Annotated in this window: 21 protein-coding genes; 17 read left to right on the forward strand and 4 right to left on the reverse strand. The window is 62.4% G+C overall.

Translation table 11 applies throughout. The features are described from left to right. Together LB524_RS04265 and LB524_RS04270 are read left to right on the forward strand one after the other, a co-directional pair. Positions 1 to 1,179, forward strand: a complete 1,179-nt coding sequence (locus LB524_RS04265) for a zinc-dependent alcohol dehydrogenase (RefSeq protein ID WP_140617532.1) — start codon at positions 1 to 3, stop codon at positions 1,177 to 1,179. Positions 1,180 to 1,305: 126 nt separating this feature from the next. Next, complete coding sequence (locus tag LB524_RS04270) at positions 1,306 to 1,545, forward strand: hypothetical protein (RefSeq protein WP_015319139.1); 240 nt, start codon at positions 1,306 to 1,308, stop codon at positions 1,543 to 1,545. Between the two features lie 23 nt (positions 1,546 to 1,568). Here the strand turns inward: LB524_RS04270 and LB524_RS04275 are convergent, their stop codons facing one another. Together LB524_RS04275 and LB524_RS04280 are read right to left on the reverse strand one after the other, a co-directional pair. Next, positions 1,569 to 1,940 (reverse strand): response regulator, encoded by a 372-nt coding sequence (locus LB524_RS04275; protein WP_224523875.1) that lies wholly within the window; start codon positions 1,938 to 1,940, stop codon positions 1,569 to 1,571. Then, the gene (locus LB524_RS04280; protein WP_224523877.1) at positions 1,937 to 5,047 is read right to left on the reverse strand and encodes a CheR family methyltransferase; all 3,111 of its coding nucleotides are present in this window, start codon (positions 5,045 to 5,047) and stop codon (positions 1,937 to 1,939) included. Before LB524_RS04280 ends, LB524_RS04275 begins: the two co-directional genes overlap by 4 nt. A gap of 98 nt (positions 5,048 to 5,145) precedes the next feature. Between LB524_RS04280 and LB524_RS04285 the strand changes: the two genes are divergently transcribed. Together LB524_RS04285 and LB524_RS04290 are read left to right on the forward strand one after the other, a co-directional pair. Next, a complete protein-coding gene (locus LB524_RS04285; protein ID WP_181171361.1) occupies positions 5,146 to 5,373 on the forward strand; it encodes a hypothetical protein in 228 nt (75 codons plus the stop codon). A 4-nt stretch (positions 5,374 to 5,377) separates the two neighbouring features. After that, a complete protein-coding gene (locus LB524_RS04290) occupies positions 5,378 to 5,974 on the forward strand; it encodes a response regulator (protein ID WP_015319142.1) in 597 nt (198 codons plus the stop codon). A 135-nt stretch (positions 5,975 to 6,109) separates the two neighbouring features. Here LB524_RS04290 and LB524_RS04295 read toward each other — a convergent pair whose 3' ends face one another. Beyond that, the gene (locus tag LB524_RS04295; protein ID WP_015319143.1) at positions 6,110 to 6,382 is read right to left on the reverse strand and encodes a hypothetical protein; all 273 of its coding nucleotides are present in this window, start codon (positions 6,380 to 6,382) and stop codon (positions 6,110 to 6,112) included. Between the two features lie 215 nt (positions 6,383 to 6,597). Here LB524_RS04295 and LB524_RS04300 point away from each other — a divergent pair, with 215 nt between their 5' ends. From LB524_RS04300 to LB524_RS04340, 9 genes are all read left to right on the forward strand, one after another. Beyond that, positions 6,598 to 7,704: an NAD-dependent epimerase/dehydratase family protein gene (locus LB524_RS04300; protein WP_224523880.1), complete on the forward strand. Its 1,107-nt coding sequence runs from the start codon at positions 6,598 to 6,600 to the stop codon at positions 7,702 to 7,704. Beyond that, positions 7,701 to 8,780, forward strand: coding sequence for an NAD-dependent epimerase/dehydratase family protein (locus LB524_RS04305; RefSeq protein ID WP_140823493.1), 1,080 nt, complete (start codon positions 7,701 to 7,703; stop codon positions 8,778 to 8,780). The genes LB524_RS04300 and LB524_RS04305 overlap by 4 nt, the downstream gene beginning before the upstream one ends. Continuing rightward, positions 8,777 to 10,069, forward strand: a complete 1,293-nt coding sequence (locus tag LB524_RS04310) for a TIGR04295 family B12-binding domain-containing radical SAM protein (protein ID WP_224523882.1) — start codon at positions 8,777 to 8,779, stop codon at positions 10,067 to 10,069. The genes LB524_RS04305 and LB524_RS04310 overlap by 4 nt, the downstream gene beginning before the upstream one ends. Continuing rightward, positions 10,054 to 11,154: a glycosyltransferase family 4 protein gene (locus LB524_RS04315; RefSeq protein WP_224523884.1), complete on the forward strand. Its 1,101-nt coding sequence runs from the start codon at positions 10,054 to 10,056 to the stop codon at positions 11,152 to 11,154. The genes LB524_RS04310 and LB524_RS04315 overlap by 16 nt, the downstream gene beginning before the upstream one ends. Before the next feature lie 2 nt (positions 11,155 to 11,156). Next, complete coding sequence (locus tag LB524_RS04320) at positions 11,157 to 12,287, forward strand: glycosyltransferase (protein ID WP_224523885.1); 1,131 nt, start codon at positions 11,157 to 11,159, stop codon at positions 12,285 to 12,287. Beyond that, on the forward strand, positions 12,284 to 13,378 hold the full coding sequence (locus tag LB524_RS04325) for a glycosyltransferase (RefSeq protein WP_015319149.1): 1,095 nt from the start codon (positions 12,284 to 12,286) through the stop codon (positions 13,376 to 13,378). Before LB524_RS04320 ends, LB524_RS04325 begins: the two co-directional genes overlap by 4 nt. Then, positions 13,375 to 14,478: a glycosyltransferase gene (locus LB524_RS04330; RefSeq protein ID WP_224523892.1), complete on the forward strand. Its 1,104-nt coding sequence runs from the start codon at positions 13,375 to 13,377 to the stop codon at positions 14,476 to 14,478. Before LB524_RS04325 ends, LB524_RS04330 begins: the two co-directional genes overlap by 4 nt. Before the next feature lie 23 nt (positions 14,479 to 14,501). Beyond that, positions 14,502 to 15,548 carry a UDP-glucuronic acid decarboxylase family protein gene (locus tag LB524_RS04335; protein ID WP_140617540.1) on the forward strand — a complete coding sequence of 349 codons (1,047 nt, stop codon included), beginning with the start codon at positions 14,502 to 14,504 and terminating at the stop codon, positions 15,546 to 15,548. Positions 15,549 to 15,628: 80 nt separating this feature from the next. Beyond that, positions 15,629 to 15,829, forward strand: a complete 201-nt coding sequence (locus LB524_RS04340; RefSeq protein WP_015319152.1) for a hypothetical protein — start codon at positions 15,629 to 15,631, stop codon at positions 15,827 to 15,829. Positions 15,830 to 15,835: 6 nt separating this feature from the next. Here LB524_RS04340 and LB524_RS04345 read toward each other — a convergent pair whose 3' ends face one another. Continuing rightward, a complete protein-coding gene (locus LB524_RS04345; protein ID WP_224523895.1) occupies positions 15,836 to 17,278 on the reverse strand; it encodes a hypothetical protein in 1,443 nt (480 codons plus the stop codon). 470 nt (positions 17,279 to 17,748) lie between these two features. On the opposite strand from LB524_RS04345, the gene LB524_RS04350 reads away from it, so the two are divergent. Genes LB524_RS04350 through LB524_RS04365 form a run of 4 tightly spaced genes read left to right on the forward strand, consistent with a single transcriptional unit; the run spans position 17,749 to position 21,363 of the window. Then, positions 17,749 to 18,852, forward strand: coding sequence for an inositol-3-phosphate synthase (locus LB524_RS04350; protein WP_140617542.1), 1,104 nt, complete (start codon positions 17,749 to 17,751; stop codon positions 18,850 to 18,852). Then, entirely contained in the window at positions 18,849 to 19,445 is a 597-nt protein-coding gene (locus tag LB524_RS04355; RefSeq protein ID WP_140617543.1) for a histidine phosphatase family protein, read from the forward strand. Before LB524_RS04350 ends, LB524_RS04355 begins: the two co-directional genes overlap by 4 nt. Positions 19,446 to 19,459: 14 nt before the next feature. Then, positions 19,460 to 20,560, forward strand: coding sequence for a glycosyltransferase (locus LB524_RS04360; protein WP_140823498.1), 1,101 nt, complete (start codon positions 19,460 to 19,462; stop codon positions 20,558 to 20,560). Further along, on the forward strand, positions 20,560 to 21,363 hold the full coding sequence (locus LB524_RS04365) for a sugar phosphate nucleotidyltransferase (protein WP_015319157.1): 804 nt from the start codon (positions 20,560 to 20,562) through the stop codon (positions 21,361 to 21,363). Before LB524_RS04360 ends, LB524_RS04365 begins: the two co-directional genes overlap by 1 nt.

The raw sequence follows: 21,363 nt of genomic DNA on the forward strand, positions 1-21,363 counted from the left end.
ATGAAAGCCCTCACATGGCACGGCAAAGGCGATATACGCTGCGATCAGGTGCAGGATCCGGCCATCGAGGATGACCGTGACGTCATCATCAAGGTCACCTGCTGCGCCATTTGCGGCTCGGACCTGCATCTGATGGACGGCTACATGCCGACCATGGAATCGGGCGACGTGCTTGGACACGAGACCATGGGAGAGGTCGTGGAGGTCGGCCGCGGTCATTCCAAGTTCAAGAAGGGCGACCGCATCGTGGTGCCGTTCAACATTTCATGCGGCGAATGCTGGTTTTGCCAGAAGGGGCTGTTCTCGCTTTGCGACCGGTCCAATCCCAATGCCAAGCAAGCGGCCGAGGTGATGGGACAATCGCCGGCCGGCCTGTTCGGCTATTCGCATCTGGTTGGCGGCTATTGGGGCGGCCAGGCCGAATATCTGCGCGTACCATTCGCCGATGTCGGCCCGATCAAGGTGCCGGAAGGCATGGATGACGAGCAGGTGCTGTTTCTTTCCGACATCTTTCCGACCGGCTACATGGCAGCGGAAAACGCCGGCATCGAGCCCGGCGACACGGTCGCGATCTGGGGCTGCGGTCCGGTCGGCCAGTTCGCCATCCAGAGCGCATGGATGCTCGGCGCCGGTCGCGTCATCGCGATCGACAAGGTTCCGGAACGACTGGCCATGGCTCGCGAACATGGCAAGGCCGAGACACTCGATTTCAGCAATTCAAATATCTACGACGCCCTGATGGCGATGACCGATGGCCGAGGGCCGGATCGCTGCATCGATTGCGTGGGTACCGAAGCCGATGCCGGCGCCAGTGCAGACTCCATGCTCGACAAGGTCAAGGCGGCTGCCTTCCTCGGCACCGACAGGCCACATGTGCTGCGCGAAGCAATCTACTGTTGCCGCAAGGGCGGCACCATTTCGATCCCCGGCGTGTATATCGGCCTCGTCGATCATATCCCCTTTGGCGCCGCGATGAACAAGGGCCTGACGTTCCGTATGGGCCAGACCCACACGCAGCGGTATCTCGAACCGCTTTTGGCCAAGGTCCAGACCGGCGAGATCGACCCGTCCTTCGTGATCACGCACAGGGCCGGCCTTGAAGCCGGGCCCGATCTCTACAAGACGTTTCGCGACAAGCAGGACGGCTGCATCAAGGTGGTCATGCGGCCGCATGGGTGAGCCGTTCATCGGCACGAGAACCGTTTCGTCTTCGCTCGTGCCTTCCCCTTCATGGCGCCGTCGCGGTCGCGGAACTTTCAATCGTGCCGATGATTGAAATCGTTTCGTGCAAGGAAAGGAACCATCATGGCCAAGGAAGATTCTGCCTCGAAACCCGCCGTCCGGTCACCCAACGCCGAGGGCCTGCCGCACCCAAGGAGGGATGCCAGCGACACGGATGCCGGTGCAAAACCGCTGACGCCAAAGACCGCGGGCGCGTCGCGCCCGTCAAGCGTTCCATTGGACAATCCGGTCGCCAACCGAAATGCCGGTCGGCCACGCCAGGCGAGCACCACGCCCCGGCCCACCGACAAGCCGCTGGATTGATCGCGACAGGCTAGCTCTTTGGATCACGGTTTCTTGGCGCGAAGCGATGCCAGGTCGGCCACGGCAGTGAGGATGGCCGCTTCGCTTGCGGGTTTTGCCACGAATTTGCAGTTTCGGAACCGGGCGGGAAGATCGCCCCCCCCATATCCCGTTACGAACGCGAAAGGAGTGCCGCGAGTCAGCAATATCTCCGCGATCGGCAGGCTCGTTTCGGCGTTCAGTTGAACGTCCAGCAACGCCATGTCGACCTTATCGGCCTCGACCAGCCGAAGTGCTGCGGCAACGGACGAAACAGGCCCGACCACGGGATAGCCCGCCGCACGCAGATCAGACGCGACGTCCTCCGCGATCAGCCACTCGTCCTCAACCACCAGAACGCGCGGTCTGTCGCTCACGGCGCGTCCTTGTGGTTTGCCGAAAAAGCGATCTGGACCTCAAGACCTTCCTTGTGGAAGGAGGTGTCGACCTGGCCCCCGAGCCTGTAGCCGATTTCCCCCTTCAACAGGTTCAGGCCAAAGCCGTTGTTCAACGGCTCCTTGACCGGAGGGCCGTCCTTTTCGCGCCAGCCAAGCGTGAAATTATCGCCGTCCATCGCCCATCTGACACCAATCCTTCCTCGAGGCTTGGACAGGGCGCCATACTTGGCCGCGTTGGTTGCCAGTTCATGGATGGCCATACTGAGGGAAAGCCCCTGTTGCGGGCCGAGTCTAACGTCGTCGCCATCGAGTTCGATCCGTTCGATGCCGAACGGCTCGAGTTCCTGGTGGAGCAGTTCCTTGACCGAAGCTTCTTTCCACCTCTCGCGGGTCAGCAATCCGTAGGCCCGGGACATGGCATGCAGCCGGCCGATCAAGGCCTCCGCGAACTCTTCTTTCGTATCCGAACTGTCCCGCGTCCGGTTGGCGATGCTGGCGATCACCGCCAGCATGTTCTTGACGCGATGGTTGAGCTCCGAGATGAGCACCTGCTGATGCTCTTCCGCCCGCGCCAGGGTGGTGACGTCGACCAGTGTCACCACGACGCCCTGTATCCTGTTGCCCTTGTCCCGATAGGGATTGATGCGGACCATGTGAAACAGGCCCCTGGAATCGCGCGCAAGATGGTGGTTCAGGGTCTCGCCTGTCTCGAACACCTTGTCGATGTGCTGCTTCAACTCGGGATAATCGAGTTGGCTCGACAGATCCGTCAGCGGTCGGCCGACGTCGGAGGGGCGCAGACTGAAGAAGGACGAGGCCGCCGGCGTGAAGGTCCGCACCACAAGACTGCGGTCGAGAAAAATGGTCGCGATGTCGGTGCTTTCGAACAGATTGCGCAGATCGCTGTTGGCGTGATCGAGCTCTTCTATCTTGCTGGTCAACTCCGCGTTGATCGTGTTGAGCTCTTCGTTGAGCGACTGCATCTCTTCCTTGGACGCTTCAAGTTCCTCGTTGGTGGATTGCGCCTCTTCGTTGACGGAGACGAGTTCCTCGTTCGACGATTTCACCTCTTCGAGGGCCGTCTCGTATTCCTCTATGGTGGATTGAAGGCGCTCTCTTGTGTCGCGCAGTTCCCGCTCAAGATCGGCGGTGCTGTCGCTGTCACGGCCGCCACCGTCCTCATCGGATCGGGCCTGGGTCGGGCCCGACGGCTCGAAGAGGACAAGGTAAAGTGGCTCACCATTGCCCCTCTCGGCCAGGGGTTCGATGGTCAGCCTGATCGGTTGGACGCGTTCGTCGTCTTCCTCGACGGCGAGATTGTCCCGCACAACAGTGCGGCGTGTCGTCGTCGCCTCCCTCAATGCGGCGCGCAGGTCCAGGCGAAGCCCGCGGCGCGCCATCGTCAGCAACTGCCGGCTGGGGATGCCTTGCGGCGCTTCGAGGTATCTTCCGGTCCTCGCCGAATAGTAGACGACGTCGCCTTCGGCGTTGACGAGGACATGCGGCGGCGCGAACCGCTCCAGCACCTGCGCCTCGACAGCCTGGCGCAGCGGATAGCCGACCGTGCCCTTCTTTAAGCCGGCGGTTTCGGCGGGAAAGACGCCGGAATGGACATCCCCGATCAGCGCCGGCAGCCTGATATGTGGCGAGGCATGCTCCCGTGCTTGGAAGAGGCGATGTTTCTTGTCGACGGTGGCGAACAGATTTTCGTGCTGCCCGACGCTTTCGGACGTGCCGAGGAAAAGATAGCCACCCGGCTTCAGCGAATAGTGGAAGACAGGAAGAACGCGGCTTTGAATGGCTGGGCCGAAATAGATCAGCAGATTGCGGCACGAAACCAAATCCATGCGCGAGAAGGGCGGATCGCGGATGACGCTGTGCGGCGAGAAGATGCACAGTTCCCGGATCTCGTTGCTGATGACGTAGCTTTCGCCATCGCCGTTGAAAAACCGCTGTTTGCGCTCCGGGGAAAGACCCTGCATCAAGGCCTCGGGATAGCGTGCGGCGCGCGCCACGGCCAGGGCCGGCTCGTCTATGTCGGTGGCGAATATCTGGACGCGCGGAACGGCTGAAAGCGTTTCCATGTGTTCACGCAGCAGGATGCCGATGGAGAACACCTCCTCGCCGGTGGCGCAGCCGGGAACCCAGACCCTGACCGTATCGGTCGCGGTCTTGCCCTCGAACAGCCGCGGGATGATCTTTTGTTCCAGCAATTCGAAGGCATCGGGATCGCGGAAGAAGTTGGTGACATTGATCAGCAGATCGCGAAACAGGTTCATCACCTCGCGAGGGTCCTTCTTCAGCCAGTCGATATAGCCGTTGATGGACTGCATCTGGGCGATCTGCATGCGCCGCTTGATGCGGCGCAGGAATGTCTTGGTTTTATAGCCTGAAAAGTCGTGGCCGGAGTGGCTGCGCAAAATGCCGTATATCTGTTCGCGGACCTTATCTATGTCGGCCGCATGGTCGTCCTCTTCGTTCGTCAGCCCGTCCAGCGTGTCGAAGCCCCTGGCGTAAGCCTCGAGCTTCGCCCCAATCTCCTCGGCGGGCACGGCAACATCGATCAGGCCGCTGGCAATAGCGCTCTGCGGCATGTCGGGGTTGCGCGGACCGTAGCCGTCCGGCGCTTGCGCGACGGTGAGCCCGCCCCGCTCCTTGATCGCCTTCACGCCCAGGGTGCCATCGGAATCACCGCCCGACAGAATCACGCCGACCGAGTATTCGCCCTGGTCGTCGGCCAGTGCGCTGAAGAAGATATCGACAGGTTTGCGCTCTTGGGTAAGCCCATTGGGGCGCCGCAGGTGCAGCACGCCATTCTCGATGACCAGAGTGACGTTTTCCGGCATCACATAGACGTGGTCGGGTTCGACGGCCACGCCGTCCTCGACCACCACGACAGGCATCTCGGTGTAGCGGTCGATGACCTCGTGCAGCAGGCTGTTGCGCTTGGGACTGAGGTGCGTGATGATCACGAACGCCATGCCGGGCCGGTCGGTGATGCCCTTGAAAAGCCCTTCCATTGCGGGAATGCCACCTGCGGACGCTCCGATGCCGACGATGGGGAACTTGATTGATCGGGCTGTCACGGCATGTCCCCCTTTCGCCCGACCGACATGAAGTCTCTCAACGTCGGATCGGACAGGACACAACCATATAGCGCGCAGGGAGGATGGAACAAGTCAGCATGGATGACGTTGAACCCGATATCCATGGTGGTTCAATGACAAAACGCTCTGCTGGCCTAAAACTCCTGGCGCCAATGGTGCCGGGGGCGCCTGAATTAATCGAAGGTCTCGATGGGCCCATCCCGGATCGCATGCTGGTGCTTGCGAAACGGTTGCAGGCGGCGCTGGATGACAGGAAAGTGGAAGTGCCTTCTTTGCATCCTAAACTCCGTTCGAAGAAAGGATGACGACGTGCGCGATCTGCGGGGGTTGCATCTTCTGATTGTCGAAGACGAATGGTCGATGGCTGGAGATCTTGCGAGGTTTTTCAGCAACATGGGCGCTATCATTCTCGGGCCCGCCGCTACCGTCGAGCAGGCGTCTGAACATACCGATCAAGCCGAAGCTGCAATCCTGGACGTCAATCTCAACGGCCGACGTGTGTTTCCGATCGCCGACAAGTTGATGCGCCGCGGTATCCCCTTCGTATTCTTCAGCGGCGACAACGACATCGCCATCCCCGAGCATCTCCGTTACGCCAGCAATTTGCGGAAATCCTCGGGCAGCAAGGCTGTGTTCAATGCCCTTTTTCCGCCGCAGGCGTCCGAACAAGCGGACATCTCCGTGCCCTCCCCGCCAGACGACGTTTTCACCCTTTTGCCCAAACTGCGCCTCGCGGCGCGTCTTCTGCTGGGAGACGTCAACGCATCGGACCGGCTGGTCGAGAGGACACTCGAGCAAGCGATCCGGGACGTCGACCACCGGCAGCTTGGCCAGTCCACCGAAAACTGGCTCAACGACGTCATGCGAGAAGTGGCCAAAGCCCGCGGCGCAAAGCTGATGCATTGAATTCTCCTGGGCCGAGGCCAAGACGCTTCGCTGGATCACGTTTCTGGATCAGCGCCGAAGCAATGGGGCCGTCGATTGTTCCAGCGACTTTCGAGATTTTCTGGGGCCCGCTGCATCCGCCGCCAGCCAGCCCTCTCAACCCTTGCGATCGCGCTCGACGAATTTGTTGAAACGGCTGGATTTTCCGTCGCTGGTCTTGGCCTGATAAAGGAAGGCGAGATCGTTCTCGTCGAATATCCGGAAGAACTCGTCCCAATCGATGGGGTCGAATGCTTCCTCGGGCTCGCCAAAGTCGATCCGCAGGATGCCGCCCTCGCCCTTGGTGCGGACCACCGCCGGCCGGCCCTGCCGCTCCTCGGCCCATTTGCGAATTTCGTCGTGATTGGTGGTCGTCTGGGACTGCGACATTGAAATCTCCCTTGATCATCGGCTTCGCTTTTCGGCGTCACGGCGGCTGTCGAGCGCCCTAACAGCATACCGGCGGCAATGTTCCCGCATCGCGGGCCGATGGTGTTGCGCTTGTTTTCAGGCGAAGCCCGCGAAGGGAACTTTGTTGAAGCACAGGGAACAAACCTTTTGCCGAAAAGTTCGGGGCGCCGAGGTCACTTGTCCGAGGAGTCGTCGTGAAACGCATATTGGTTACAGGAGGCTGCGGCTTCATCGGCCGCCACGTCACACAAGAACTCATCGCTCAGGATTATTCAGTTCGCATTGTCGACGCCCTGCTGGAGCAGGTGCATGCGGGTGAAGCGGTCGCGCTTCCCGCAGGTGCCGAACTGATCAAGGGCGACATTCGCGACCGCGAAGCCGTTGCCGAGGCGCTGGAAGGCGTCGACGCCGTCATTCATCTGGCATCGGAAGTCGGCGTCGGACAATCAATGTACGAGATCGCGCGCTATGTCGGCACCAACGATCTCGGCACGGCGACATTGCTTGAAGCGCTGATCAAGCATCCGGTCGAACGGATCGTCGTCGCCTCCTCGATGAGCGTCTATGGCGAGGGCCTCTATGCCACGCCCGACGGCCGGCGCATCGACAATGCAAGGCGCAAGTCAAGCGACATCAAAAGCGGACAGTGGAATCCGCTGTCGCCGGAAGGCGAACCCCTTTCGCCGCTGCCGACGGATGAAGAAAAGCCGGTCGACCTCGCCTCGATCTACGCGCTGACGAAATACGCCCAGGAACGCGCCGTGCTGATCTTTGGCGAAGCGTACAACATCGATGCGGTCGCGTTGCGCCTGTTCAATGTCTTCGGTGCCGGCCAGGCGCTATCAAATCCCTACACCGGCGTGCTGGCCAATTTCGCTTCACGTCTCGCCAATGGCCAGCGGCCGATGATCTTCGAGGATGGCGAACAGAAGCGCGATTTCGTTCATGTGCATGACGTCGCCCGCGCCTTTCGCCTTGCGCTGCAGCAACGTCAGGCAAAGGGCCACGTCATCAACATCGGCAGCGGCCGCGCCTATGCGATCAGCGAAGTCGCGCGATTGCTGGCGGAAGCCATGGGAACCCCGAACCGTTCGCCCGAGCTGCTCGGCAAGGCGCGCTCCGGCGACATTCGCAACTGCTTCGCCGATATCTCCAAGGCACGTGAGCTGCTCGGCTTCGAACCCGCCCTGCAATTGGAGAACTCTCTCGGGGATTTCGTTTCCTGGGTGCGCAACACGGCCGCCGTCGATCGCGGCGCCGAAATGAAGCGCGAACTCGAAGAGCGCGGGTTGGTGTCATGAGCCCGGGCGCACGCAACCGACGCGAAGCGCCAGTCGCCATCGTCGGCGGCAGCGGCTTCATAGGATCAAACCTGGCCGACAGCCTGTTGTCGGATGGCGAGCCGGTGCTGGTGGTCGACAATCTCAGCCGTCCCGGCGTCGAACAGAACCTGCAATGGCTTGCCCAGAAACACGGTGGCCGCCTTACGGTCGAGACCATCGATGTGCGGGACGCCAATGCCTTGGCGCCGGCGCTGATGAGATGCAAGGCGATTTTCCATCTGGCCGCGCAGACGGCCGTCACCACGAGCCTAGTCCGGCCGGACGAGGATTTCGACATCAATCTTCGCGGAACGTTCAACGTGCTGGAAGCGGCGCGGCTGAGCGGCGAGCGCATCCCGGTGATTTTCGCCAGCACCAACAAGGTTTACGGCAGCCTCCCTGACGTCGCGGTTCGCGCGGACGACGACCGCTACATACCTTGCGATAGCGCGATCCAGGCCGGCGGGATCGACGAGGCTCGCGGCCTCGATTTCTGCACACCCTACGGCTGCTCCAAGGGCGCGGCGGACCAATATGTGCTCGACTACGCCAAATCCTACGGCATGCCCACGGCGGTGCTGCGGATGAGCTGCATCTACGGACCGCGCCAGTTTGGAACCGAGGACCAGGGTTGGGTAGCGCACTTCCTGCTCAGCGCCCTGACGGGACGGGAAATCACCATCTATGGCGACGGCAGGCAGGTGCGCGACATCCTGCACGTCTCCGATGCGGTCGCCGCCTACAGGGCCGTGCTGGACCATATCGAGATCACCAAGGGCCAGGCATTCAATCTTGGCGGCGGACCTGAAAACGCGCTCAGCCTGCGTATGCTGTTGAGCGAGATCCGCAGCCTGACCGGTCGCGAGCTCTCGGTCCGCCACGATGGGGAACGGACCGGCGACCAGCCCTTCTTCGTCGCCGATACCCGCAAGATCGAGACGGCGCTTGGCTGGAAGGCGCAGGTTGCGTGGCGTGAGGGCATTCGCGATCTCGCCGACTGGCTGCAGCGCCACCGGCTCGAGCCCCGCCCCGAAGCCGTGAGGTACGTCGCATGAGAATAGCCCTCGTCAACCCGTCCTGGACATATGACAACAGCATCTATTTCGGCTGCCGCCAACCGCATCTGCCGCTGGAACTCGGCTATTCGAAAGCCCTGATCGAGGCGGCCGGCCATGAGGTGCTGATGCTGGACGGGCAATTGCAGAAGCTCGACAATTCCGGGCTCTGCGAACGCGTGGTTGATTTCGCGCCGGCAATGACGGTCGTCAGCACCGCGCCGACCTATCTGTTCTGGCGCTGCGCACCGCCGGAATTGCGGGTGCCGGCCGATTTCCTCAATCGCCTGGCCGGGCGTGGCGGACGCACGGTCGCGGTCGGGCCACATGGTTCGGCGACACCGGCGCCGACCTTGCGCAAGCTGGGCGTCGACATTGTCGTGCGCGGCGAATGCGAGGAAGTCGTCGCGCAACTTGCACGACGCGACGATTGGAGCGCGGTACCCTCAACCGCCTATCTGCGGGACGCCAAGCTGGTGTCGAACGGCGGCGTCCATTCCAGTTCGTTTGTCGATCACCCGCCGCTGGAATGGCCATCCGACTGGATTGCCGCCCATTCGCATCACCATCACCGGTTCGATGACCAACAGCTTGGATTCGGCGCCGAGGTCGAGGCGTCGCGCGGCTGTCCCTACAATTGCAGCTTCTGCGCCAAGATCGATTTCCGCGATGCCTATCGCCGCCGCAACCACGAAGCGGTGGTGACTGAAATCGATAGGCTGATCGCCCAGGGTGTCGGCTACATCTACTTCATCGACGAAATCTTCCTGCCCCAAAAAGCGTTGCTGGAGGCGTTGGTCGGCCGCGATGTGAAATTCGGCGTCCAGACCCGCATCGATCTGTGGAAACCCGAGCTGCTGGAACTGCTGGGCGCGGCAGGCTGCGTGTCCATCGAAGCCGGCCTCGAAAGCCTGACGGTGGAAGGGCGGGCCATGCTGGCGAAGCGCTGCCGGCTGGGCACTGAGGAGCTTGCCGCGCTGCTGGTCAAGGCCAGACGCCACGTTCCCTTCGTCCAGGCCAATCTGATCGGCGTCGTCGAGGACGATCCTGCCCTTGTCGATCACTGGCGAGCCCACCTGATCGACAATGGCGTGTGGGCCAATGAACCCGTGCCGCTGTATCCATATCCGAGTTCGCCCAGCTATCGCGAGCTTTGGGGCGAACCCGACGACCTCGCCTGGGAGCGCGCCCATGATCATTACCTCGCATCGTTCCAGAAGTTCAGCGACATCCAGGAAAAGCGCCCGCGCCCGCTGGCGGAACTGGAGGCGGCATGTTGCGGACACTGACGCCACGCAAGCGCCGCATCCTGATGACCGTCGACGCCATGGGCGGAGTATGGCGCTATGCGCTTGATCTCGGCCGGGAACTGGTCAATGGCGGCGACAGCGTTGTGTTCGCCGGGCTGGGGCCGCAACCATCCAGGCAACAGGCCGAAGAGGCACGGTCCTTCGCGACGCTCATCTGGTTGAATACGCCACTGGACTGGATGACCCGCAGCGCCGGCGACCTCGACCGTCTGCCGCTGGAATTGCGTGCGCCGATACGCGACTACGCCATCGACCTTGTCCATCTCAACGGACCGACGCAGGCCGTGGGGTTGGACGCGCCTTGCCCAGTCATAGTCGTCTCGCATTCATGCGTGACGACATGGTTCCATTCCGTCAAGGGACAGGCGTTGGATAGCGCATGGAGCTGGCAGAAAGAGCGCAACAGGCGCGGCTTCGACAGCGCCGACGCAGTCATCGCTCCAAGCCGCAGCCATGCCGAGATGCTCGAGACCTGCTATGGCCCGATCGCACGCCTTCACGTCGTCGGAAATGCCGCACGCCCCGTCCCGACAGCAGAAACCCGCCAGCCGCTCGTCTTCGCCGCCGCCCGCTGGTGGGACGAGGGAAAGAATGTGGCGGTGGTCGACCAGGCCGCCTCGTTGACGCAATGGCTTCTCTTTACAGCCGGTTCGGTTCACGGCCCGAACGGCGAGCGCGCCACCGTCAACCATGCCGTTCCCCTCGGAGCACTGCCGCATGACGAGGTGCGCTCGCTGATGGCCCGCGCCGGTATTTTCGTGTCCCCGTCGCTCTACGAACCGTTCGGTCTGGCGGCTCTGGAAGCGGCCATGTCGGCAACGCCCCTGGTGCTCTCGGACATCCCGACCTATCGCGAGTTATGGGACGGGGCCGCGATGTTCTTTGACGGTCGCGACCCGCATGATCTTGCAGCCTGCATCAATCGTCTTTCCAGCGATGCGGGGCGTAGGCGAGAGCTCGGCCACGCCGCCCTCCGCCGAAGCCGCAGGTTCACTCTGGCGAGACAGGCAGCGGCCATGCGCGATGTCTACGAAAAGGCGGCGCTGGCCGTGGCGGAGCGCTGATCATGCGCTTCTTGTTCTACACTCACTCGCTCGTCTCCGACTGGAACCACGGCAATGCCCATTTCCTTCGCGGCGTCATGCGCGAACTGGTGGCGCGCCGGCACCAGGCCATCGCTCTGGAGCCGGCGGACGGCTGGAGCCGATCGAACCTGCTGGCCGAGAAGGGATCCTTCGCGATCGAACGTTTTCGCAAGGATTTCCCCGAATTGATGCCGGTGACCTACGATGCCGGGTTCGATCATGAAGCCTGGATCGCCGAGGCCGACGTGGTGATCGTCCACGAATGGACCGACCCGGAGCTTGTCGCTCGCATCGGCCGTGCCCGGGCCGATGGCGGCAAATTCACCTTGCTGTTTCACGACACCCATCACCGCGCCGTGTCGGCCACCGAGGCAATCTCGGCGCTCCGCTTGGAACATTATGATGGCGTTCTCGCCTTTGGCGAAGCGCTGCGCGAGAGCTATCTGCGCGCCGGCTGGGGCAAGCGCGTCTTCACCTGGCATGAAGCGGCGGACGATCGGCTGTTCAAACCGCACCCGGAAATCCACGCGACGTCCGACCTGGTCTGGATCGGAAACTGGGGCGATGACGAGCGGACGGCCGAAATCCAGGAATTCCTGATCGAACCCGTGCGCGATCTCGGTCTTCAGGCCACTGTTCACGGGGTCCGCTATCCCGAGCCGGCACTTGCCGATCTGGCCGCCGCCGGTCTGCGCTACGAAGGGTGGATCGCCAATGCCGACGTCCCGAAGGCGTTCGCCGCGCATCGTGTCACAGTGCACATCCCGCGGCGTCCTTATCGTGAAGGCTTGCCCGGAATTCCGACGATCCGCATGTTCGAGGCACTTGCCTGCGGCATCCCGCTGATTTCAGCGCCTTGGTCCGACGTCGAGCAGCTTTTCAGGCCCGGCATCGACTTCCTGTTTGCCGAGGATGGATCGCAAATGCGGCAACACCTCCAGGCGGTGTTGGCCGATCCCGATTTTGCGGCCTCCCTGGTGACCTCGGGGCTCGAGACCATCCGCTCGCGGCACACCTGTCGTCACCGCGTCGACGAGTTGTTCGACGTGCTCTGGCAATGCACGACCCTGCACACCGCCGAGCTGACCGCCGCAAAGGAAGCCGCAGCATGAAGATCGCATTCTATGGATCGAGCCTTTTGTCGTCCTACTGGAACGGCGCCGCGACCTATTACCGAGGATTGCTGAAGGCGCTTTCGCAACTGGGCTACGAAATCACCTTCTACGAACCTGACGTTTATGACCGGCAGAAGAACCGTGACATCGAGGCGCCGGACTGGTGCTCTGTCGTCGTCTACGAGGCAACCCACCATGCCCTGATGCAGGTGGCGGCGCGTGCCGCCGAGGCCGATATCGTCGTCAAGGCGAGTGGCGTCGGCTTCGAGGACGAGGCGCTGCTTCGCGCCGTGCTCGACCACGCCCGCAGTGATGCGCTCATTGTATTCTGGGACGTCGACGCGCCGGCCACACTCGCCCAGCTGCGCGACGAGCCGGACCACCCGCTGCATCGTGCGCTGCAAGAAATCGACCTTGTGCTGACCTATGGCGGCGGCGATCCCGTGGTCTGGGCGTATCGTGCCATGGGCGCGAACGAGTGCGTGCCAATCTACAATGCGCTCGATCCCGAAACGCACCACCCGGTCGCCAGCAATGCGCGTTTTGCCTGCGATCTGGCGTTCCTTGGAAACAGGCTGCCGGATCGTGAAGCGCGTGTGGGATCGTTCTTCCTCGATCCCGCGGCCCAGCTGCCGGAACAACGTTTTCTTCTCGGCGGATCTGGGTGGGGCGACAAGCCGCTCCCCGCCAATGTCGGCTGGCTCGGCCATGTCGGCACCCGCGATCACAACGCCTTCAATGTCACGCCGAAGGCGGTGCTGAACATCAGCCGCGACAGCATGGCCGCGAACGGTTTTTCACCCGCCACGCGTGTCTTCGAGGCGGCCGGCGCCGGCGCCTGCCTGATCACCGATGCCTGGCTCGGCGTCGAGCTGTTCCTGAAACCCGACGAGGAGATCCTTGTGGCGCGCGACGGCGGCGATGTCGCCGAAATCATGCAGGCGCTGACTCCCGTCCGGGCAAAGGCGATCGGCCAGGCCGCACTTCGACGCGTTCTCGCCGATCATACCTACGCATTGCGGGCGGCCGTGGCTGATGCGGTCTTCAAACGGCATTTGACGCACGGGACCGTGGAGGCAGCCGAATGACCAGGCAGTTGGACATCGTCTTTCTCGGCCTGTCGCTTTCCTCGTCCTGGGGAAACGGCCATGCCACCACTTTTCGAGGTCTGTTGAAAGGCCTCCACCAACTCGGCCATCGCGTAACTTTTCTGGAGCGCGATGTGCCATGGTACGCCAATCACCGCGATTTGCGCGATCCGGATTTCTGCGCCTTGCGCTACTACGAAGCCGTGCAGGAACTGCAACGCGACCACGCGCGGTGTCTGCAACAGGCCGATGTCGTGGTGATCGGCTCCTTCGTACCGGAAGGGCGCGCGGTGATCGACGCCGTCGCTTCACTTTGCAAAGGACAACTCTGCTTTTACGACATCGACACGCCGGTGACCCTGGCGAAGCTGTCGGCGGACGATTGCGATTATCTGAGCTGGCGCCAGATCCCCTATTTCGACATCTATTTCTCTTTTGCCGGCGGCCCGATGCTTGCCGATCTGACGCAGACCTTCGGCGCACGCCGCGCCGAGCCGCTCTACTGTTCGGTCGATCCGGAACGGCATCACCGCACCGCCGATCCGATCGGCTGGGATCTCGGTTATCTCGGCACCTACAGCGCCGACCGGCAAGCCACGCTCAACGCGCTTCTGCTCGAGCCTGCACGGCGCATGCCGGATCGGCGTTTCGTCGTGGCCGGCTCGCAATATCCGTCCGACATCGACTGGCCCGACAATGTCGAGCGCATCGAACACTTGCCGCCGGCCGATCATGCCGCATTCTATAGCCGTCAGCGCTACACCCTGAACGTCACACGCAGTTCCATGATTGCCGCGGGATGGTCGCCCAGCGTGCGCCTTTTCGAAGCCGCGGCTTGCGGCACGCCGATCATCAGCGACCGCTGGCCAGGCCTCGACAGCTTCTTTCCCGCATCGACGATCCACACGGCCAGGATGGCGGACGAGGTCGTCGCGATCCTGTCCCGGGAATCGGCTCGTACACGTCTCGCGATGGCCGACCGGGCACGCGAACTCGTCCTTGCCTCCCACACCGGTGCGGCCAGGGCTCGCGAATTCATCACGGCGCTTACGCAAAAGGGGCCGGTGGTCCTCGATCTCGATATCGGAAGTGCAGCATGACTGGCAGACAGGAGAAAATCGCGATGCGACAAACAAAAAAAGCGCAAAGGGCAAAGACGGTGCTCGTCGCCGGTGGCGCGGGCTTCCTCGGTTCGCATCTTTGCGAAGCATTGTTACGCGATGGCTGGCGTGTGATCTGCGCTGACAATTTTCTTACCGGTCGCATGGAGAACATCAACGCGATCATGGACCAGCCGGGTTTCCGGTTGATCGAGCAGGATATCTGCCGTCCATTGGACCTTGGCGAGCCGGTGGATCGCATTTTCAACATGGCCTGCGCCGCCTCGCCGCCGCGTTACCAGGCCGATCCGATCCACACCACGCGAACTTGCGTCATCGGAACGTTGAACCTGCTCGAACTCGCCGCCCGCAACGACGCGCGATTGCTGCAGGCCTCCACGAGTGAAGTGTATGGCGATCCGGAGCAACATCCGCAGAGGGAAGACTATGTCGGCCATGTGAACTGCACCGGCCCACGCGCCTGCTACGACGAGGGCAAGCGCACGGCCGAAACACTTTGCTTCGACTATCTGCGAGCCGGCAAGGCCGACGTTCGTGTCGCACGTATCTTCAACACCTACGGGCCGAGAATGGATCCCGCGGACGGCCGCATCGTCTCGAACCTGATCATGCAGGCGCTTGAGAAGCGCCCGCTGACGATTTTCGGCGACGGCATGCAGACGCGATCCTTCTGCTACGTCTCCGATCTGATCGATGGGTTGATGGGCCTTATGGATATCAATCCCAATCCGGGCAAGCCCGTCAATCTGGGCAACCCCGGCGAATTCACCATTGTGCGACTGGCGGCATTGGTGAAGGCTATGACCGGCACCAAATCGGACATGACGTTCCTGCCGCTGCCGCAGGATGATCCTCGACGCCGGCAGCCCGACATCTCGCGCGCAAAAACGCTGCTCGGCTGGACGCCAAGAGTGCCTCTCACCGAGGGGCTCGCGCGGACGATCAGCTATTTCGCCACGCTTGAAGGCGGCTCGATCGGCGATCAAATGGCAGGACGCTCCACAAGGGCGAGACCCACGTCAGGCGGGCTGCAGAACCTCCCTGCCTGATGCCGGACCGCGGTCACATCTTCGCATCGATTCCCGCGGGAACATCCAGGCAAGCTTTTGGTTTGACGGGAGGACCACATATGGAGGACCTCCTCATGCACCCCAAGCGATCTCGGACCGATATCGACAAGATGGCGGAACGAGAGACGGCTGCGTATTTGCGGCGAGCCTCAATCACCTATCTGGAGTGCTGTGTCAGCCTGATGATGACGCATCTGCAGCGGGAGGAGGTGGCCAGTATTCTCGAGCAGGAAGCAGACATGCTGCGCAGGCTGGATTGACGCAGACTATCCCGCCCTGGCCTGGCCCAGGAACCGTGTCAGCCCTGCCTCATATCGGTTTGCCGTTTCCTCCAGCCTTGCTCTTTCCCAGCCATTCTCGGATTGGGCGGCCATGCTCCACAGCCCGAGCTGAAACGCCAAATAGCAAGGTTTGAAATAATCGATGAGCCTGGTGTCGATGCGGCTATCCATGCGGTTATCCATGCCGCCGATCAACGTCGCCGCCTCGGCTTCGGACAAGTCATATTCTACGCAGGCGCCGGCAATATCCCATTCTATCGGCTGGCAGCCGATCAGATCGTGTCCTCGGCAATGGTCGACTGCATCCGTCTTAATCAGCGTACCATCGGAACCGACCAGAAACTCCCAGGGGTGAAGCCTGCCGTCGATCTCGACCCGTTCCAACACCTTTGCGGGCGTCTGCTTCGAGAACCAGGTCCGCAGTCTAGCCGCCTGGCTTTCGCCCAAAGCTTCGGAAGCATTGTGAACCGCCATCTCCGCGAGGGCGAGCAATGATGCGCCGGCTTCGCAGGTCCGCAGATTGGTCGCACGCCAGGCCAGATAGCGTGTGAACGCCGCGACAAGTCTCTGCCTGGACAGCGGCAGCTGATCCATCGTGGTTCCATCGGTCCACCGTTCGACCAGAAAACCGTGGCAGACCCCGATGACTTGCGGTCCGAATCCGGCTTGATGCAACATCCTGGCGGCTTGCATCTTGCGCAGCCCGGTTTCGCCGAGGCCGACAAATTTGACAAGCCAGCGACCTTGACCCGCGGAGGCCAGGAACTTTCGCCGTTCGGTGCCGCGTGTGCTCGGTGGCCAGCGCTTTTCGTCGGCGTAGTGAAGGGAGCGCCACGCGCCCCCGGATATTTCGGTCAAGCGCAATTTCGGACTGCCAACCGCCTCGGCTACCCAATCGCGCAGCGTTGGACTTTGCGAGCTTTCGGGGAAGGTGCGTTCGAACGTCATCGCCACATGCCTGCGGCAGCGCACCCATGTCTCCCGAACATCCGGCGACGCTTCGGCGCCCGGATCGCCCGAATGGCTGGGGAACAGGTGAATGCGGTCCGTATCAATGCCCTGTTTTCTCAGCCACGCGACGACGGCATGGACCGAACTTCCCGACAGGCCGGGACCTTCGTCGACGACCGCGAAACGGGCCGACGGCTCGTTCCTCCAGGCCGCCGCCAAACCCGGATCGGCATTGAGGCGCCGATCGAAAGGATGCCCGATCGGGCGCACGCTGATGGGCGCCGGCGCACCGATCGCGGCCGCCACCATGGCCGCGAGCCCCAGGCCGATGCTGCGGATGCCGATCACGCATGTGTTCGCATCGAGACCTGATATCCGCGCCGCGCCGAGATAACTCTCTGGATAAAGCGCATAGTGCGCGTAGCCCTCGGCCGAGCCGGTCAAAACCTCTGCCTTGCAATCGAGCCCGGCCAGCATTTGGAGAAGTCGCAGGTCGATGCCACCGTCTACGGCGAACCCGTTTCGCCACGACCTCGCCACCTCTGCCGCAAGCCCGACCAGCAGCCTGGCGCCTTGCCGTTGCGAAGGCGAATTGGTGTCGACGCCCCGGGCCTTGAAGTCGACATCCGCGAGCCCCTGGACCAGTTCCGACACGCTGACGAACAGCCCGACCAATGCGGCATGGCGCCGGATGCCGCAAGGCATGCGATCGAGGCCTTGGGCCATTTCGATCGCCGCCTTCTGAAGCTGTCGTGCGTTCTCGGTCCGCTTGTGGTCGCCGTAGACGATCATTGGTCGATTTCCGATGCTTGCCGTGCGGGCAACGCGGCGCGCGCAGCTTCGATCCATGCTGCTTCGCGCAATTTTTGACCAAGCCAAGGAACATTCCGGCACGGTGGCGGTTCGGCGCAAGGAACTTACCTTTGAACAGCATAGGCGGCAGTTTCGTGGGATCGAAAAAAGTTCGTGTTGGTATCGTTGGAGTGGGCAATTGCGCATCCTCCCTGGTGCAGGGCCTCTCCTATTATCGTCATGCCAAAAGCAACGAACCGATCCCGGGGCTGATGCATGCCGATCTCGGTGGCTATCACGTCGACGACATCGAAATTGTCTGTGCGTTCGATGTCGCCAAAAGCAAGGTCGGCCGTGACGTCGCGGATGCGATCTACGCCCCCCCCAACAACACGTTCCGTTTTGCCGACGCGCCGACGACCGGCGTTCTCGTCGAACGCGGGCCGACGCTTGACGGGATCGGCAAATATCTGCGCGACGAAATCGAAGAAGCGCCCGAACCGGTTGCCAATGTCAGCGATATCCTGCGCGACAGCGGAGCAGATGTGTTGGTCTCCTACCTGCCGGTGGGTTCGGAAGAGGCGACGCACTTCTACGCTGAATGCGCGCTCGAGGCCGGCTGTGCCTTCGTCAATTGCATACCGGTCTTCATCGCCTCGCGTCCGGAATGGCGCCGGCGCTTCGAGCAACGCGGGCTGCCGCTGGTCGGCGACGACATCAAGAGCCAGGTCGGCGCCACCATCGTGCACCGGTTGCTGGCCAATCTCTTTCGCGAGCGCGGCGTGCGCATCGATCGCACCTATCAGCTGAATTTCGGCGGCAACACCGATTTTCTCAACATGCTCGAACGCGAGCGGCTGGAATCGAAGAAAATCTCCAAGACGCAATCGGTAACCAGCCAGCTCGATGTTCCCCTGGAGCCGGGCAACATCCATGTCGGCCCCAGCGACCACGTGCCTTGGCTCACCGACCGCAAATGGGCCTACATCCGCGTCGAAGGCACGACCTTCGGCGGCGTGCCGCTGAATGCCGAGCTCAAGCTGGAAGTGTGGGATTCGCCCAATTCAGCCGGCGTGGTGATCGATGCGGTGCGCTGCGCCAAGCTCGCGCTCGACCGCGGCATTGCCGGGGCGCTGACGGGTCCTTGCAGCTACTTCATGAAATCGCCACCCGAACAGTTCACCGACGCCGAAGCGCGCCAGCGCACGCTCGCTTTCATCGCCGGTAAGGACGAGCCATTGCTGGATGCCGCGGAATGACGACGACGTTCTTTTTGATCCGCCATGCGGCGCACGACAATGTCGGCTCGTACCTTGCGGGCCGCATGGCCGGTGTATGTCTCGGCGAGGCCGGCAAGGCTCAAGCCGAGCAGCTTGGCGGCCGCATGGCCCGTGAGACGATTGCAGCCATTCTATGCAGCCCGCGCGAGCGCACGCAGGAGACGGCGGTTCCGATCGCTCTCGCTTGCGGTGTCGGCGAAATCGCGATCCGCGCCGAACTCGACGAGATCGACTTCGGCGACTGGTCGGGGAAGACTTTCGACGAATTGAACGGCGATGCCAGTTGGCGCGCGTGGAACGATCAGCGGCAGGAGGCCCGGACACCGAGCGGCGAGACCATGCTGGATGTCCAGGAGCGCATCGTCTCGCTGATGAACGGCGTCCGCGAGCTGCATCAGAACCAATGTGTCGCCCTGATCAGCCACGCCGATGTGATCAAGGCCGCCGTCTGCAAGGTGCTTGGCTTGCCGGTAGGCGACTGCTTTCGCTTCGACATCGATCCCGCCTCGATCACGACGATCGTATCGGGCGACTGGGGCTCGAAGCTCCTGCGATTGAACGAAGCTGCCTGACGAGGAAATTCCCCATGCGGATGGTCATTTTCGGTCTTACCGTCACGTCTTCATGGGGAAACGGCCATGCCACGCTGTGGCGTGGGCTGATCCGCGCCCTCGCCCGGCTGGGCTGGTCGATCACCTTTTTCGAACGCGACACCCCCTATTATGCCGGGACCCGCGATCTGGATCAACTCGATGGAGGCAACGTCGTCATCTATCCGGACTGGGAGGACATCCGCCGCGTCGCGGAACGGGCGATGAAGCAAGCGGATGTCGTGGTCGTCACCTCTTATTGTCCCGACGCCGTCGAGGCTTCGCGCCTCGCGCAGCAGGCATGCCGCGGACTGCGAGCCTTTTACGATCTCGATACTCCAGTCACGCTTGCCCGCGTCGAACAAGGTGAGCGTCCGCCCTATTTCGGACCTGAAGGCCTTGCCGACTACGACCTCGTCCTGAGCTACACCGGCGGCCCGGCGATCGAGGCGCTGAAGACGGTGCTGGGCGCGCGCCGCGTGATGCCGCTCTACGGGCATGTCGATCCGGACCAGCACCGGCCGGCAGAGAAGCGGGCCGAATTCGCCGGTGATCTGTCCTATCTCGGGACCTACGCGGCGGATCGCCAGGCCGGCGTCGAAAAGCTTCTGGTCCGCCCGGCCGCGCGCCTGCCCGACCAGCGCTTCATCATCGGCGGCGCACAATATCCGCAGGAATTCCCATGGAGCGACAACATCTTCTTCGTCAGGCATCTGCCGCCCGCCGACCATCCGGCGTTCTTCTCCTCGTCGCGGCTGACACTGAACGTCACCCGCGAAGCGATGGCGCAAAAGGGCTGGTGCCCCTCGGGACGGCTCTTCGAAGCGGCCGCGTGTGGGGCTGCCATCGTCACCGACGCATGGCCAGGCCTCGCGGAATTCTTCGAACCCGGCCGCGAAGTGCTGTTGGCGCGCGACACGGATGATGTGGTCGCGGCAATGCAATTGCCGGAGTTCGAACTCGACGGCATTCGAAGGCGAGCCCGCGAACGGGTCTTGGGCGAGCACACTTCCGCCAAGCGCGCAGCGGAACTGGACAAAATCCTGGCCGATGCCTTGCGAAACCCAGTCGGTGAACCGATGAAGGAAGCAGTCTGATGTTGGGCATCGTGCCTGCTGCCGGACGCGGCAGCCGCATTCAACCGCTCGGCTTCTCGAAGGAGCTGCTGCCGGTCGGCAGCAGGATCGACGGACAGACCGAACGTCCCTGCGCCGTGAGCGAGTATCTGGTACGGCGCATGGTCCAGGCCGGCGTCGACAAGATTTGCTTCATCATCGGATCGGGCAAATCCGACATCCTCGAATATTATGCCGCCGGCTATGGTGAGGCGGCAGCGCTCTTCGTGGTGCAGCCCCAACCCGTAGGTCTCTGCGATGCGATTTTCCGGGCAGCGCCCCTCGTCGCGCCCGACGAGGTCGTCCTCGTCGGCCTTCCAGACACGATCTGGTTTCCCGAGGACGGTTTCTGTCACTTGCCTGACGATCAGCTTTCATTTCTGCTCTTCCCGGTGGATAGCCCGGAATTCTTCGACGCCGTCGTTACCGATGATGACGAGCGGGTGATCGAAATCCAGGTCAAGCGGCAGGACGCCGCCACGAACTGGGTTTGGGGCGCGTTCAAGATGCCCGGCCATATCCTGCATCGGCTTGCTGCACTCTGGCGCGAGCGGGATGGTCGTGACGAATATATCGGCACGTTGATCAACGCCTACCTTGCGGGCGGGGGTGTGGCCTATGGGGTCAAGGCAGGGTCCGCTTATGTCGATGTCGGTACTTTCAATGGGTATCGCACAGCTCTGCGGTTGCTTGAAAACGGCGTCCCGTCAGCTCATCACCAGCCCGCAACGATCATGCCCGGCGCGCATTCGCATGTGCCTGTCGTTCCGGGCGAAGGAGCCTGA

The sequence above is a fragment of the Mesorhizobium sp. ESP6-5 genome (assembly GCF_020164695.1).
GTDB lineage: Bacteria > Pseudomonadota > Alphaproteobacteria > Rhizobiales > Rhizobiaceae > Mesorhizobium > Mesorhizobium australicum.

Coding starts and splice junctions, on each gene's coding strand:
- LB524_RS04265 (WP_140617532.1), top strand. CDS start 1: ATGAAAGCCCTCACATGGCACGGCAAAGGCGATATACGCTGCGATCAG.
- LB524_RS04270 (WP_015319139.1), top strand. CDS start 1,306: ATGGCCAAGGAAGATTCTGCCTCGAAACCCGCCGTCCGGTCACCCAAC.
- LB524_RS04285 (WP_181171361.1), top strand. CDS start 5,146: ATGGATGACGTTGAACCCGATATCCATGGTGGTTCAATGACAAAACGC.
- LB524_RS04295 (WP_015319143.1), bottom strand. CDS start 6,382: ATGTCGCAGTCCCAGACGACCACCAATCACGACGAAATTCGCAAATGG.
- LB524_RS04305 (WP_140823493.1), top strand. CDS start 7,701: ATGAGCCCGGGCGCACGCAACCGACGCGAAGCGCCAGTCGCCATCGTC.
- LB524_RS04310 (WP_224523882.1), top strand. CDS start 8,777: ATGAGAATAGCCCTCGTCAACCCGTCCTGGACATATGACAACAGCATC.
- LB524_RS04315 (WP_224523884.1), top strand. CDS start 10,054: ATGTTGCGGACACTGACGCCACGCAAGCGCCGCATCCTGATGACCGTC.
- LB524_RS04320 (WP_224523885.1), top strand. CDS start 11,157: ATGCGCTTCTTGTTCTACACTCACTCGCTCGTCTCCGACTGGAACCAC.
- LB524_RS04325 (WP_015319149.1), top strand. CDS start 12,284: ATGAAGATCGCATTCTATGGATCGAGCCTTTTGTCGTCCTACTGGAAC.
- LB524_RS04330 (WP_224523892.1), top strand. CDS start 13,375: ATGACCAGGCAGTTGGACATCGTCTTTCTCGGCCTGTCGCTTTCCTCG.
- LB524_RS04335 (WP_140617540.1), top strand. CDS start 14,502: ATGCGACAAACAAAAAAAGCGCAAAGGGCAAAGACGGTGCTCGTCGCC.
- LB524_RS04340 (WP_015319152.1), top strand. CDS start 15,629: ATGGAGGACCTCCTCATGCACCCCAAGCGATCTCGGACCGATATCGAC.
- LB524_RS04345 (WP_224523895.1), bottom strand. CDS start 17,278: ATGCTGGCCGGGCTCGATTGCAAGGCAGAGGTTTTGACCGGCTCGGCC.
- LB524_RS04355 (WP_140617543.1), top strand. CDS start 18,849: ATGACGACGACGTTCTTTTTGATCCGCCATGCGGCGCACGACAATGTC.
- LB524_RS04360 (WP_140823498.1), top strand. CDS start 19,460: ATGCGGATGGTCATTTTCGGTCTTACCGTCACGTCTTCATGGGGAAAC.
- LB524_RS04365 (WP_015319157.1), top strand. CDS start 20,560: ATGTTGGGCATCGTGCCTGCTGCCGGACGCGGCAGCCGCATTCAACCG.